The organism is Bilophila sp. (assembly GCF_057864385.1).
On record NZ_DBMAFI010000083.1, the window covers coordinates 1 to 13,217 of the forward strand.

The 13,217-nt window shown below is 58.4% G+C and carries 12 protein-coding genes; 4 read left to right on the forward strand and 8 right to left on the reverse strand.

Features of this window, described 5'->3' with window-relative positions; translation table 11 throughout:
* The 3 genes from ACZM8Y_RS16230 to ACZM8Y_RS16240 all read left to right on the forward strand — a co-directional run.
* Positions 1-294 (forward strand): hypothetical protein (locus tag ACZM8Y_RS16230; RefSeq protein ID WP_489501896.1); only part of this gene is annotated, 294 nt, incomplete at its 5' end.
* 700 nt (positions 295-994) lie between these two features.
* Complete coding sequence (gene pylD, locus ACZM8Y_RS16235; protein ID WP_337431417.1) at positions 995-1,816, forward strand: 3-methylornithyl-N6-L-lysine dehydrogenase PylD; 822 nt, start codon at positions 995-997, stop codon at positions 1,814-1,816.
* 68 nt (positions 1,817-1,884) lie between these two features.
* Positions 1,885-2,751 (forward strand): VIT1/CCC1 transporter family protein, encoded by an 867-nt coding sequence (locus tag ACZM8Y_RS16240; protein WP_482334621.1) that lies wholly within the window; start codon positions 1,885-1,887, stop codon positions 2,749-2,751.
* 750 nt (positions 2,752-3,501) lie between these two features.
* Here ACZM8Y_RS16240 and ACZM8Y_RS16245 read toward each other — a convergent pair.
* The gene (locus ACZM8Y_RS16245) at positions 3,502-3,885 is read right to left on the reverse strand and encodes a hypothetical protein (RefSeq protein WP_482334619.1); all 384 of its coding nucleotides are present in this window, start codon (positions 3,883-3,885) and stop codon (positions 3,502-3,504) included.
* Positions 3,886-4,587: 702 nt separating this feature from the next.
* Entirely contained in the window at positions 4,588-4,800 is a 213-nt protein-coding gene (locus ACZM8Y_RS16250) for a hypothetical protein (RefSeq protein ID WP_302554467.1), read from the reverse strand.
* A 183-nt stretch (positions 4,801-4,983) separates the two neighbouring features.
* Here ACZM8Y_RS16250 and ACZM8Y_RS16255 point away from each other — a divergent pair, with 183 nt between their 5' ends.
* Positions 4,984-5,706, forward strand: coding sequence for a LexA family transcriptional regulator (locus ACZM8Y_RS16255; protein ID WP_302554468.1), 723 nt, complete (start codon positions 4,984-4,986; stop codon positions 5,704-5,706).
* Positions 5,707-6,344: 638 nt separating this feature from the next.
* On the opposite strand, the gene ACZM8Y_RS16260 is transcribed toward ACZM8Y_RS16255, so the two are convergent.
* The 6 genes from ACZM8Y_RS16260 to ACZM8Y_RS16285 all read right to left on the reverse strand — a co-directional run bounded on the left by ACZM8Y_RS16260 (position 6,345) and on the right by ACZM8Y_RS16285 (position 12,325).
* Complete coding sequence (locus ACZM8Y_RS16260; RefSeq protein WP_302554469.1) at positions 6,345-7,052, reverse strand: aspartate/glutamate racemase family protein; 708 nt, start codon at positions 7,050-7,052, stop codon at positions 6,345-6,347.
* A 370-nt stretch (positions 7,053-7,422) separates the two neighbouring features.
* Positions 7,423-8,856, reverse strand: coding sequence for a sodium:solute symporter family protein (locus ACZM8Y_RS16265; RefSeq protein WP_487480235.1), 1,434 nt, complete (start codon positions 8,854-8,856; stop codon positions 7,423-7,425).
* A gap of 231 nt (positions 8,857-9,087) precedes the next feature.
* Positions 9,088-9,483 carry a hypothetical protein gene (locus ACZM8Y_RS16270; protein ID WP_482330601.1) on the reverse strand — a complete coding sequence of 132 codons (396 nt, stop codon included), beginning with the start codon at positions 9,481-9,483 and terminating at the stop codon, positions 9,088-9,090.
* Positions 9,484-9,535: 52 nt separating this feature from the next.
* On the reverse strand, positions 9,536-10,924 hold the full coding sequence (locus ACZM8Y_RS16275; RefSeq protein ID WP_482330602.1) for an FAD-dependent oxidoreductase: 1,389 nt from the start codon (positions 10,922-10,924) through the stop codon (positions 9,536-9,538).
* A complete protein-coding gene (locus tag ACZM8Y_RS16280; protein ID WP_308771659.1) occupies positions 10,924-11,199 on the reverse strand; it encodes a (2Fe-2S)-binding protein in 276 nt (91 codons plus the stop codon). Before ACZM8Y_RS16280 ends, ACZM8Y_RS16275 begins: the two co-directional genes overlap by 1 nt.
* 13 nt (positions 11,200-11,212) lie before the next feature.
* Positions 11,213-12,325, reverse strand: coding sequence for an NAD(P)/FAD-dependent oxidoreductase (locus tag ACZM8Y_RS16285; protein WP_482330603.1), 1,113 nt, complete (start codon positions 12,323-12,325; stop codon positions 11,213-11,215).
* Positions 12,326-13,217: the final 892 nt, after the last annotated feature.

Below are 13,217 nucleotides of genomic sequence, written 5' to 3' on the forward strand. Positions count from 1 at the left end.
GCCCTGAAAAGGGAGCGGCTCCGTTTTGGTGGAAACCTGCTTTCGGGCCCGTGGGCCGCAACCCTGACCTTTGCGGGGCAGGACGCGGAAGAAGTGGCATCCCGCCCAGCGGCTGTATGGCGCATTTGCAGGGGGTGGCAAGGAAACGGCTGGAAAGGCACGTTGGAAAGGGTGGCTTCAATTGGAGAAGCGCGCCCCAATTGCAGCCAACCTGTCCCACTTAACGGTGGGCTGCTTGCGGGGGCGGAGATGCCCGGCGCGTTCGTGCCGGGAGGCTTGGAGCATTCGGTTTGAAGCCGACGCTGGCCCGCAGATCTGAAAGGGGAAGGCTCCGTTTTGGTGGAAACCTGCTTTCGGGCCCGTGGGCCGCAACCCTGACCTTTGTGGGGCAGGGTGTGGAAGAAGTGGCATCCCGCCCAGCGGTTGTATGGCGCATTTGCAGGGGGTGGCAAGGAAACGGGCTGGAAAGGCGTGTTGGAAAGGGCGGCTTCAATTGGAGAAGCGCGCCCCAATTGCAGCCAACCTGCCCCACTTAACGGCGGGTCGTTTGCGGGGGATGCCGCCCTTGAGCCGGGGGCTTCATGATCCGGCGTTCCATTGTCCTTATCGGCGTCGGGCTTGTTTCTCCCCGTACCTCCCGCATCTTCCCCGCACCGGAGAAAACCTTTGCTGAAATGCCGCTCCCGGCATATCCTCCTCTCAACCTACAGGTATATTGTGATCCCCTCCGCACGGCTTCCCACCCGAAGCCTTGGGGGAAGAGGGGAGTTTTTCCTTTGGCTCTGTCATGGCATGTAGTTGTTTGTATCAGTAACATGATGAAAATATAGGCTTTTTATCAATTTTCTGCTGGTGGATTTCATGGTTGGGGTGTTTTATCGATTATTCCTTTGGAATTTCAAGAAATCAAGCATCAACCGTTTCCCCATGACGTAGCCTTTCCTTGTTCGCAGAGGGTATGTTTTCCACATTCACGCCATCCCAAGGAGGAGCCATGACTCGGCTGACGGAAAACGATATTGCCGGTATGGAAGCGGAATGGGCCACCTACGAAAGGCGGCTTGAAGAGCTGACGGGTGACGATCTGTTGACGCTGGCGTCCCGGACGCTTGGCATCGCCCCCGAAACCGCCCGCGCAGGTGTGCGGGAGTTGCGGGTAGGCGCGATTCCGATTTCGTCTGGGGAAGGGGTTATCGGCGGGTTTGCGGACTCATTGGCCTCCATTGCGGCCCACCTTGGCTTTGAGGCCGATGTGCTCCCGGCGGACGTGCCCGGCTTTCAGGTCGCCAAGGGCGGTGGGTTTGATCTGTTCATCTGGGCTGACGACGATACGTTCCTTGCTGAGAACATCCTGACCGGCACCGTAGGCGAAAACGGGCGGGCCACAGGGCGCGGGTTTGCCACCGCCCTGATACGTATGGCGGCGCGGAAGGGTTTGGAAAAGCGCGCCCTTGTGCTTGGGGCCGGGCCTGTGGGCCGGGCCGGTGCGGAGACGCTGGCCCGCGCGGGCTACGAGGTTTTCCTGTGCGACTTGGATGGGGAAAAGGCCCGCGCCGCTTGTGGGGCGCTCTCCGGCTGCACCCCCTGCGTGCCGGACGATCTATCCGGATTGCCGCTGTTTGGGTGCCTGCTCGACGCGGCGCCGACCAACGACTTTTTCCCCTTGGATCGGCTTGCCGCCGGAGCGTGCATTTCGGCTCCCTGCGTGCCCTGCATATGGACTCTCCGGGCCCCGGAGGGTGCAAGCGTATGGCATGATCCGCTTCAGCTCGGTACCGCCGTCATGCTCCTCGCCGCCGCATTCGGAAGGCCCTGACAAGCCCTTCTCAGTGGTTGCCATTTCCGGTGAAGCCAATTAAAGCGGTAGGTTATGAGGAGGCGATTATGAAGGAAGAGACGTTGGCCGTTATCCGAAGGATGCAGGGCCGCGAGGCCACGGATCAGCGTGTGTACGCGGCGCTGGCAAAACAGGCTAGTTTGCCGAAAAACCGTGAAATCCTTGAAAAGATGTCTCGTGATGAAGGCCTGCATTGTGCGGTATGGGGCCGTTATACGGGAACTGAAGCCAAAGCCGATATGTTTCGGGTGTGGCTGTTTGTGGTGCTTGGGAAAGTTTTTGGGCTCGTGTTCGTGATCAATCTGATGGAAGGCGGGGAAGACGATTCCGCGGAGAATTACCGGAAACTCATGGAGGAATTGCCCGAAGCCCGGAGCATCATGGAAGACGAGACCCGTCACGAGGCGCAGCTTGCGGCCATGATTCACGAGGAAAAACTCAGTTATATAAGCTCGATGGTACTCGGCCTCAACGACGCGCTGGTTGAGCTGACCGGCGCTCTGGCCGGGTTTACGCTGGCCCTCAATGACAACCGCATGGTCGGCATGGCCGGGTTCATTACCGGGGTGGCGGCGACGCTGTCGATGGCCGCTTCCGAATATTTGTCCAAGAAGGCTGACAGTTCGGAAAAGCATCCGTTTAAGGCGGCGGTATATACCGGCGTGGCCTATATGATCACCGTCGCTTTCCTGCTGTTGCCTTACATCGTGTTCGACAGCCCGCTGGCGGCTCTGGGATTCTGCCTGTTCGACGCGGCACTGATCATTTTGGGCTTTACCTACTTCGTATCCGTGGTGAGGAAAGAATCATTCGTGCGTGGGTTTGCTGAGATGGTTGCTATCAGTTTCAGCGTGGCGGGTATTTCCTTCCTGATAGGCTGGGCGGCTCGGAGTTGGCTGAACATTGACGTATGAATCAATCTGAGATTGATTTTTGGGGTGCCAAGAGAATGTCGCCATGGGAGAGGGAGGTTGGTCGGCAGTTTCGGGAATGTGCCGTCAGCAACTGAACGGGCGTCTCTGTAGAAGGACGTCCCGTGCCGGGTTTAGATGTGAACTGCGGGACCCCTTTGTTTTTCCAAAGGCTGTGCCATAGGAAGTGGCTGATGCTTTTTTCCTTGAAATGCCAAAGGAATACCCAATAAAATGCCCCAAACATGAAGCTCATCAGCGGAGAAATCAGCACGAGTCTGTATTTTCAGTGTATTGTGTAGATAGAACAACCATATGCTATGACAGCATGTTCCCAAATATTGTATGGATGCAGAAGAAAACCTGTTTTTGTATTTTCCTTGATTAAAAAAGCTCAGTCCCAGGCCGTGTCGTTATTTTACATATAATTATATGAAATTTTTGAAAATAATCTGTTTGTGGCTTGAAAGTAGCTAAATAGTTTCAATAGATTCTATCGAATTGGCGACACGGCCTGGTATGGAGTTGTTTCATCTCCACAGCTCGGAAAAACACAGCCTTTTTCTCCAGTTTTCCTCTTGGCGGAATCTCTGGCTAAGGCATTTTGTCGGTTATCTCTTTGGAACTTCAAGGAAAAGCATCAGCCATTTTTTATGGCACAGCCTTAAAAAAGCAACTTGAGGGAACAAATACAAACAGCCCGTGACGTAACTGTGTCACGGGCTGTTTGTTCCAGCAATGGTGCTGAGAAATTTACAGCTTTTCAGCTAGGGCGGTGAGGCATGAGCAGGTGTCCACCTTCAGGTCAAGCCTCTTCAAAGCCATCTTGATGCTGTCGATGAAAATGACGACATCATCATAGGGGACGCTATAAGACGGCTGCTTGGCTTCAATGGCCTTGATGCAGGCGGCGAACAAATCGTCCGTTTCCCAGCGGGGATGGAAGCCATCAATCGGATCGACGATACTCTTCATGCGGGCGACGACATCAATCTGATGTTCGTAGGTCGTATGAGGGTAGAGGGCCTGCGCCATCTTAACGAGGGCTACAAAGGCATCGCGGTCAAAAGGCGTCCCTTGCTCCTTATGAGCGTTCATCGCGCTACAAACAATAACTTCGAGTTCCTTGTTCGTCATGACCAAATCCTCCTTTGGCGGAATCTCTTTGACTCACTCAACATAAGGCTGAGTAGCCCGGAGTCAACCAGATGGAGGCAAAAAAATGGCCTTTTGTGCCGAGTTTTTTTCGTCCGTATCGGATGTTCAGGCAAAGAAAACATATTTTAAAGGGTTATGCACGTAGGAATGAACCTTACTATGGATATTACAAAAACTATATTCCCACAGTACAACAGCTCTTCAGCAGTCTGACGGCCTTGAGGTGGCTTCGCTATGAATTGACTTGCAGAGGGAGAGTCTGCATAGGGATACATTGCAGTTGCAGTATAGGCGATGAAGAGGAAGCAGGAGGGGCTCCTTGTTCCCCAAGCCGCCTACAGCGGCACGGGCTCATACCATACCCATAGGAGGCCAGCTTCACGCCCTGCCGCAGGGATTATCCTCTGGTGTCACCTTAATATTTATGACGGTCAATGACAGTTGTTTGGTTTTCCGTTCGTTGTGGCTCTGTCATAGTATGTGGTTGTTTCATTTTTCTATAGTGCTGTGAAAATACAGTCTTTTTTCAGCGTTCCCCTTGGTGGAGTCCACGGCTGAGGCATTTTGCCGGTTATTCCTTTGGGGCTTCAGGGGAAAAAGCATCAACCGTTTTTTTATGACACAGCCTTGGTCTTTTATTGACTGTCATCAACTGCAATTGAAAACAAGGCTCCATCGGCATTACACCGCACCGAGGGCGCATCGTTTCCCCCGGCGGCGTCCGGCTTTTCCGGCGATATCCCGCGTTGCCAAAGGGAGGTTCTCAAGGGATTCGATCTGTTCCGCGATGGATTGCAGGTTGCTGCATACCAGACGCAACAGCGGTGCATTATCGAGGTTCAGCCCCTGCATGAGTGTCGCCTGTACGCTCCGCAAATCTTCACTGATAGCCATGAGGTTTCTCCTTATCGTCTCGCTCCACGAAATCCGCCGTTCTCCCGGCGCGTTTTGAAAGTGCCTGAGTCTGGTTTATTTGTCAATTAAAAATTGATAAATTGAACGGAAATTGATTTATATTTCTCGCAAGGGGCAAGTTGAGATTGACAAAACAATCAAGGATAGGGTATAGGTTGGCCCATGAGCACAATACTATCCGAATCCGATTCCAATGCCATTCTGGATCGCCTCCTCTCCGGTGCGGGGCTGCATCGCGACGCCCAGCTTGCGGCGCTTCTTGGCGTTTCGCCGCAGGCCGTGAGCCAGGCCCGGCGAAAGCGCAAGATCCCGGAAGGATGGGTGGTCAAAGTTTCGCAGCGGTGCGGCCTGTCGATGGACTGGCTGATGTTCGGGAAGGGGGACGAATCCACCCCGGCTTCCCATGCTCCGGCTGCCTCATCAACGTCTCAGGCATCGACGCCTGCGGGCGCGGCGGTTCCCGATCTCGACCTGTTGTGCATCCCTCTGGTGGCGGCGAGCCTTTCCGCCGGGGTGGGAAGCCTGCAAACCGAAGCCGATGTATTGGATTATTTTGCCTTTCGTTCCGATTGGCTGTGCCGGAAGGGGAACCCCGACAAGATGGTGCTCATGAAGGTTTACGGCGACAGCATGGAGCCGGAGATCCGCCACGGGGACATGGCCCTCATCGACCAGAGCAAGCAGCAGATTTATCCCCACACGATCTATGCCGTGGGTGTCAACGAGGAAATCTACATCAAGCAGATCGAGACGCTGCCCGGCCATAGGATGCTTCTCCGCAGCCTGAATGAGCGCTACGATCCCATCGAAGTGGACTTGCGCGGCGACATGGCCGAGTCCGTCCGCATCATCGGTAAGGTCATCTGGTGGTGCCGTGAAGCGTAGGGGGTAGGGAATGTTGGGGAGAGAACTTTCTGAAGAAAGTTCTCTCCTCCCTTCCCCCAAACCCCCATCCCTCCTCTCTCAAAGACTTTTGACGTTATCGAATCCCTTTTGGCGTCTTTCCCTGCGGGCATGTGGATGACGCACAACCGGGCCATTTTCGTGGGGCGGGACATAGCCTTTCCCTCCGGTCATACGGATGGCGTTCATGGGTGTAAGGGGTATATTTGTATTAGATTATATTTCATATGGTTATAGGGTTTGTCCATGCTCGTTGGAGGCATGAACGTCATTTTTGTTTTTCCTGCGGCATGTGGGGGAGGCGGTGTTTTTCTTTTGGCTGTGTTATAGGAAATGGTTGATGTTTTTTTCTTTGAAACTCCAAAGGGATAACCGGCAAAACGCCTTAGCCGTGGATCCCGCCAAGGGGAAGACCTGAGAAAAAGGCTGTATTTTCACCATACTGTGGAGATGAAACAACCACATACTGTAACAGAGACTTTCTTTTCATAACGAGGAAAGGCGAAGGTTTTCCCCCTTCGCCTTTCTTGTTTTGCAATGGTTCTGCCGCAGCAAAAGGCAGCCCCGTAATTATATGTACTGCAAGAACAGGATAGTTGGTTGGCAATCCTTGAGGCTGGCTAGTAGTCCTTCCGGCAGACGGCGTAATAGGCATATTCGACGAGCGAATTGATGTCGTAGACGGGCAGGTTGACGGCGCGTTGGATGGGCGCGGAGAAGGCGGAGAGGTCGGTGCATTCGAGCACGAGGGCGTCGAGCGCCTTTTCCTGCGCAAACGCGGCGGCGGAGCCCACGATTTCGGCTTCGAGGCGTTCCATGTCGAAGTCGTGGCGCTTGCCTTCAATGATGGTTTCCCAGAATTCGGGGTTGCCTTCCATGCCCCGGATGTGTACCGACTCCATCGGCGTCGCGCAGTTGGCGAAATGGGCGGGCGTCAGCGCCTGGCGGCTGGCGGTGAGGACGCCGATGCTGGCCTTTTCGCCGTGCATGAGGCGCACCAGCGGAAGCTGGAGCAGGCTCGACAGGAAAACCGGGATGTGCAGCTCGGCGGCGATTTGGTTCTGGAAGCGGGCCATGAAGCCGCAGCTTCCGGTAATGGCCTGCACGCCGTCGGCCTCAAGCTCTTTCGCGGCCTGAATGAACGGTTCCAGCAGATCCGGCGTGGGATTGAACAGCAGGCGCGGGATGTCCACGCCCCGGATGACCCGCGTTACCGTCGGGAAGCGGTACGTCAATGGGTTGCGCATGTGCCCGCGCGGTTTCGGGAACAGCGATTCGAGGCACAAGATGCCGATGGGCATGTCGTAATACAGCTTACCACCTTTCATGTTCGCTCCTTTTCGGTTGGCATACGGCGGGCAGCCCGCCGTATGCGTATTCGTGAAAAGCCGTTTCCACCGGGCGCGATTCCCGCGCCGTTCCCCCACCTCCTTCTGCCGGGGGCAAACCTTTGGACGGAATCCGCTGAAGGGAAAGCCGCTGGAGATGGAGGTTGGGGGGATCGGTTGGGAGGAGGTTTTTGGGGGAAGAGCGCCGCCCCTCCTCTCAACCGAATTTTTCCTGTCAGTTTTTCTTGTTCATTTCCGCAATCCACTGGACGATGCCGGTGAGGACCCATACGCCGCAGGCGATGTTCAGGATGAAGGACGCATAGATCAGGTATTTCGTGAATTCGAGCATGAGAGTCTCCTTGCGGGCTTACAGGGCTTCGGGGGCGTAAATGCCCGTCGAGGGGGCGCGGTGCTTCGTCATCTGGTGGATGACGAACAGTGTCAGGCAGTTGAGGCCGATGCCGATGAGGTTGGCGGGGATGCCGAAGGGCTCGCCGAGCATCTTGTCGCTCCACAGGAAGCAGCTCACGACGCCGATGGTCACGGCGGGGGCCCCGGCGTAGGGCGACACCTTGCCCCAGAGCAGCCCGGCCAGCAGCGGCGGGATGATCGCCGAAGGCCACAGCTTGAAGATGTAGATCATCAGGCCGAACACGTCCTGGAACAGGATGGCGACGCCGATGGAAACGCCGCCCACGAGCAGGGTGGACATGCGGGACTGGCGCAGCATCTGATCCTGCGTGGCTTTGGGGTTGATGAACTTGTTGTAGATGTCGCGGGTGTACACGACGCAGGCGGTGTTGATGAAGGCCGCGCCGGAGGACATGACGGCGGCGAGCAGGGCCGCCAGCACAAGGCCGGTCACGCCGATGGGCAGCACGTCGCGGATAAGGTTGGTGAAGGCGAGGTCGGGCTTGACGTCGGGCTGGAGCGCCATGGAAGCGAGGCCGATCCCGGCGGTGGTGGCGAGGAAGAAGATCCAGTGGACGGAGAAGATCAGCACCCCGGCCTTGCTGTCCTTGGCGGATTTGGTGGAGGCGTAGCGCTGGATGAAGTACGGCGCGCAGAATTCCCCGAACAGGAAGCTCAGGAACAGGCCCGCGAACTGGATCGGCCCCCAGCCTGAGAACACCTTCAGGTTGTCTTCATAGCGGGGCATACTGTTGAGGGTCGCCATCATGGAATCGAAGCCGCCGAGATGGTCGATGGCGAGATACCCGCACAGGCTCACGCCGATGATAATGATCACATACTGCACGGCGTCGGTCATGGTCACGGCGAGCATGCCGCCCGACCACGTATAGGCCAGCGTGATGATGGAGGAAATGAGCGCCGCCGGGATGAGGTCTATGCCCACGGCGGTCTGGAGGATGGCGCCCATCGCCAGGATCTGCACCCCGTACAGCCCAAGGCAGAAGAAAAAGCATACGATGCTGGAGACGAGCCGCCCCGCGCGCCCGTAATACAGCCCGAAGAGGTCACCCACGCTGTAGACGTTCTTGATGTTGTGTACGCGCCCGGCGATGTACAGGCCGGAGAAGATCTGGTTGATCACCACGCCGACAAGCCCGGCGAAGACCACGATGCCCGTGGTGTGCATGAACGAGACGCGCCCGATGGTTGCGCCGCCCCCGCACAGGGTCGCCGCGATGGCCGCAAAGAAGATGGACATGGGGAGGCCGCGCCCGGCGACGGCGTAATCGTCAAAGTTGGTGACTTTCTTCATGGACCAGTAGCCGATGTAGACCACGACGAAGAAATACAGGATGATGATCGCGTAATCCAGCCAATGGATGGTCATGGGATGCTCCTAGACGCAGGCCGAGCGGCGCTGCTTGATACGGAAAGGCCCTGTCATGGAATGTGGTTGTTTCATCTCCACAATGCAATGAAAAGAAAGGCTTTTTCTCTCGTTTTCCCGTTGACGGATTCTCTGGTTGGGGATTTTGCCGGTTATTCCCTTGGCATTGAGAGAAAGAAAGCGTCAGCCATTTCCTATGGCACGGCCTACGGAAAAAGGGGAATGGAATCCTCAGCAGACATGGCAGGATACGCGAACGGGTGGAGCGGTGGGGAGAGGGAGCAGGCCGCGTATGTCGGTATGGCGCGGCAGCCGATGGTTTTGGAGCCGGAGGCGGACGGCCCGGAACAGGTGGGGCCACAGGATGACGAGAAGGAGCGGGAACAGGCTTTCCCAGCTTTGCGGGTTTTTGTTCGACGTTTCGGGGGTCGGCGCGGCGAGGGCGGGATCATCCGGGGCGAGGTGTGGGCTTTCCGCTTGCGGCAGCAGTTCGAGGCTGGCGATGCTCCCCGCTTCGGCTACCCTCGGCGCGGCATTGAGCGACGCCGCGCATAGGCAGACGATGTAGCCGACAGCAAGCACAAGGCAAAGTCCTTGCCGGCAGAGGAGGGAAAGGGAAAGCCGCATAGACAATTTTCCGTGGCCCCCTCCCCGGACGGCGGGAAGGGGGCGGGCCCGTTTAGCCGGGCAGGTTGAGGTTGCAGTAGTTTTCGAGGCTGACCGGGCGGAAGGGCTGGCGGACTTGCAGGCAGCCCACGGCGTCGGGGGCCTTGGACTGGGCGGCGGCGGTGATTTCCGCGAGCGCGGGCCCGCACATGCGGCCTTGGCACTGGCCCATGCCGCAGCGGGTGAAGCGCTTGACTTCGTTGACGTCGCGGAAGCCTTCGGCCACGGCCTTGCGGATGTCCCCGGCGGTGACGCATTCGCAGCGGCAGACCAGCGTTTCGTCCGGGACATTGAAGATCGCCGGGTTGGGCGCGAACACGTAGCGCAGGAACCCGCGCGCGACGCGCATGGCGCGGAGCCGCCTGCGGGCCGGGCCGCTGCGGTGGGCGGCTTCGGCGTCGCTGATGACGCCGAGGCGCCGGGCGATCTCCACCCCGGCGATGGTGCCCTTGAGCATGCTCGCGTCGCCGCCGTGGACATAGGTTCCGTCACCGGCGATGGAGATGCCGTCCACGCTGGTGCGTCCGTTTTCATCGACGACGGGATGCCAGTACCGCTGGACGCCGTCCCATGCGTGCTCGGCGTTCAGGGAATTGAGGATGTGCGTGCGCGGGATGATGCCCTCGTGCCGCAGCAGGGTGGAGGCGTTGATTTCGTGGGTCTTGCCGCCCGCGTCGTAGACGACCTTTTCCAGATGATCGGAGCCCACGGCGCGGATATTGGTGACGTTGCGGATGATCGGCACCTTGCCCTTGAGCACGCGCAGGGCCATCCTGATGCCCTTGGCGACATAGGGCATGTCAAGCACGCCTGCGGGCATGAGGCCGCCCGCCATGATGCGGCGGGACCACCAGCCGGTGTCGAGCCACGCGGCGATGGGCACGCCCGCGTCGAGCAGGTGCCCGGCGAGCAGGAGCAGCAGGGGGCCGTTGCCCGCAAGGACGACCGGGGCGTTTTTGTCGGCGGAGAGCGTGCCGCCGGAGCGCAGCAGGATGTCGGCCCCGCCCGCGCCCATGACGCCGGGCAGCGTCCAGCCGGGGAAGGGGACGGGCCGTTCCATGCCGCCGGGGGCGATGATGATGTGCGAGGCGGCCAGTTCTTCGGCCTTGCCGTTCATGGTGCACGAGACCCGGTGCGGCTCAAGGCCCCAGACGGTTGCGCCGGGGTAGTAGGTCGCGCCGGATTCGCGGAAGCGCCTTACGAGCTCAAGCCCTTCGGCGCGTTCCTTGGGATCGAGCAGGGCCTGCGCCATCGGGGTTTCGATGTTGCGGAAAAGCTGCCCGCCGGGGGCCGCCTGTTCGTCGACAAGGGTTACGTCCAGCCCGCAGGAGCGCGCGGCGCAGGCTGCGGAAAGCCCGGCGGGGCCGGCCCCGATGACGATGAGATCCATGTTTCTGTCCATTATTCGGCCTCCCCGGAAAGTTGGCGCCTCACGGTCATGCCTTCCCGCACGGTGACGAGGCAGGATTGGACATCCGGTTCGCCGTCGATTTCCATAAGGCATTCAAAGCACACGCCCATGAGGCAGTACGGGGCGCGGGCGCTGCCGTCCACGGGATGCTTGCAGGTGTGCCCGGCGTGGGCATGTCCGAGCACGGCGGCGGCGACGCTGATCCCGGCGGGGACTTCCATCGGCTGCCCGTCGAAGGTGATATGAACGGTTGGTTCGTTTTGCATGGCGTAGTCCTTTTCAGCACGAATAGCCGAAGCGTTTGAGGGTCATGCCCTGCGCGGTTTCGGGCAGTTCGCCGCCGAGGATGAAATCGGGGAGCAGGCGGGTATGGGCCGCGGCCATGGTCACGGCGCTGTGGGTATTGACGAGGGTCACGTTGGGATGCCCCGGCAGGCGGCTGTAGATCGCCATGTTGTCTTCGGGCATGACGCGCAGCCCGGCCCATGTGCGGATGAGCCGCTTCTTGCCGAGTTCGGGCCAGACGCGGATGGCCCACTTGCCTTCGGAGGCCACGGCGGAGGGCACGACCTGCGTGTGGTGCCCGGCCTTCTCGTGGCGGAAGCCGATGATGGTCGTGCCGCCGAAGGTCTGGGTGACGCCGAGCACCGGGATGGGCATGACGAAAGGCATGCGTTCGACGAGCAGCACCTGCCCCTTGTCCGGGTAAACGGGCAGCGTGGGCATGGCGAACTGGACGAAGCGGCGGTTGGACAGCCCGGCGGCGAGCACGAGCTTTTGGCAGTCGAAAGTTCCGTCCTTTGTGGTGACGCGGTAGCCGCCCGCATGGGGCTTCACGTCGAACACCAGCGTCTGGCGGTAGTCCACGCCGACGCGGGGCAGGGCCGCACGGAAGGCGCGCAGCAGGGACAGGGGATCGACCACGCCGTCCTCTTCGCACCACGCCGCGCCGCAGACTTCGGGGCCCCAGCCGATCTTGGGCAGCTTCTTCTCAAGCTCGGCGCGGCCGATCATGTTGCCCTTGTATTCGCCGAGGGCCTCGCGCAGCTTTTCGATGTAGTCGCCGCGCTTTTGGTAGTCCTCTTCGCTCAGGACGGGGATGATGCCGCCGGTGTAGTTCACCGGGATCGCATGGCCTGAAACTTCCTCAAGCTCCTTGGTCAGCGCCGGGTACAGCCGCGAGGAGACGAAGCCCCATTTCGCATAGTTGGGCAGGTGCAGGAATTTCGACTGGCACCAGATCAGCCCTACGTTGGTACGCGACGCCTTATTGGTATCGATCGGCGCGTCCAGCACGGCCACTTTCCGGCCCTTGCCGGAAAGCCCGTATGCCAGCGCGGCGCCCGATATGCCACCGCCTACGATGATGATGTCTTGTTCTGTCGTGCTCATGGGAGAATGCCTCCGGCGGCCGGGCTGCCGCCCGGACCTGCCCGGGGGGAATGATTCCCCCCGGACCCCCCCAGTGCGGCGAACGCCACGGCTTCGCCGCGCCGTCCGCCGTCCTGTGGGCGTCAGGCGCTTTCTTGGCGAAGGCCTGACGTACCCGCTCTGTGTTTTTCAAATAGCTGTATCACAGCAAACGATTGATGCCTTTTTGAAGCCCAAAGGAGGGTGCCGATACAATGTCTGGGGCCCGCTGATGGAACAATAAGGAAGGCTTATTATTTCATCATGTTGCGAAGTAAGGCAGTCGCATCCTGCGGCAGGGTTCCAGACGGCCCCCGTCCCCGTTACGAAAGTTTTGGGAGAGGGAGGGGGGAGGGAGCAACCTTTCTGAAGAAAGGTTCTCCTTTGCCTCCCCAAGCCTCATTCCCCTTTTTTCCTAGGGCCTGTTCACGAAAACAAAGAATAAATATATTTTTTACAGATGGTTATCCTTGTTTTTTTGGGCTCTGTTATAGTTTGTGGTTGTTTCATCTTCACAGTACATTGAAAATACAGCCTTTTTCTCCAGTTTTCCTCTTGGCGGGAACTACGGATAAGGCATTTTGCTTGGATCCCCCCTCTCGGTTCGCGCCGGGAGGGGCGGGAGCTACGGATAAGGCATTTTGCCGGGTATCCCTTTGGAGCAAGGAAAAAAGCATCAACCATTTTCTATAACACAGCCTATTTTTTTGAGCAGTGCTGCATTTTCCTTCAACCCTCTTCAGTCATGGGAAAAATTCAGCAGAGTGTGAACATGCCCTAGGAGCTGTCTCTAAATAAGTTCTCGACTTTTCGTCTTTCTGTTGTTTTGATGTCTGGCATGAGCAGACACGATATTTCAGACGAAAAATGGGCC

What these genes read in the sequence shown, in the direction of transcription:
- pylD (WP_337431417.1), top strand. Translation starts at nt 995, where the DNA reads ATGACTCGGCTGACGGAAAACGATATTGCCGGTATGGAAGCGGAATGG.
- ACZM8Y_RS16240 (WP_482334621.1), top strand. Translation starts at nt 1,885, where the DNA reads ATGAAGGAAGAGACGTTGGCCGTTATCCGAAGGATGCAGGGCCGCGAG.
- ACZM8Y_RS16245 (WP_482334619.1), bottom strand. Translation starts at nt 3,885, where the DNA reads ATGACGAACAAGGAACTCGAAGTTATTGTTTGTAGCGCGATGAACGCT.
- ACZM8Y_RS16250 (WP_302554467.1), bottom strand. Translation starts at nt 4,800, where the DNA reads ATGGCTATCAGTGAAGATTTGCGGAGCGTACAGGCGACACTCATGCAG.
- ACZM8Y_RS16255 (WP_302554468.1), top strand. Translation starts at nt 4,984, where the DNA reads ATGAGCACAATACTATCCGAATCCGATTCCAATGCCATTCTGGATCGC.
- ACZM8Y_RS16260 (WP_302554469.1), bottom strand. Translation starts at nt 7,052, where the DNA reads ATGAAAGGTGGTAAGCTGTATTACGACATGCCCATCGGCATCTTGTGC.
- ACZM8Y_RS16265 (WP_487480235.1), bottom strand. Translation starts at nt 8,856, where the DNA reads ATGACCATCCATTGGCTGGATTACGCGATCATCATCCTGTATTTCTTC.
- ACZM8Y_RS16270 (WP_482330601.1), bottom strand. Translation starts at nt 9,483, where the DNA reads ATGCGGCTTTCCCTTTCCCTCCTCTGCCGGCAAGGACTTTGCCTTGTG.
- ACZM8Y_RS16275 (WP_482330602.1), bottom strand. Translation starts at nt 10,924, where the DNA reads ATGGACAGAAACATGGATCTCATCGTCATCGGGGCCGGCCCCGCCGGG.
- ACZM8Y_RS16280 (WP_308771659.1), bottom strand. Translation starts at nt 11,199, where the DNA reads ATGCAAAACGAACCAACCGTTCATATCACCTTCGACGGGCAGCCGATG.
- ACZM8Y_RS16285 (WP_482330603.1), bottom strand. Translation starts at nt 12,325, where the DNA reads ATGAGCACGACAGAACAAGACATCATCATCGTAGGCGGTGGCATATCG.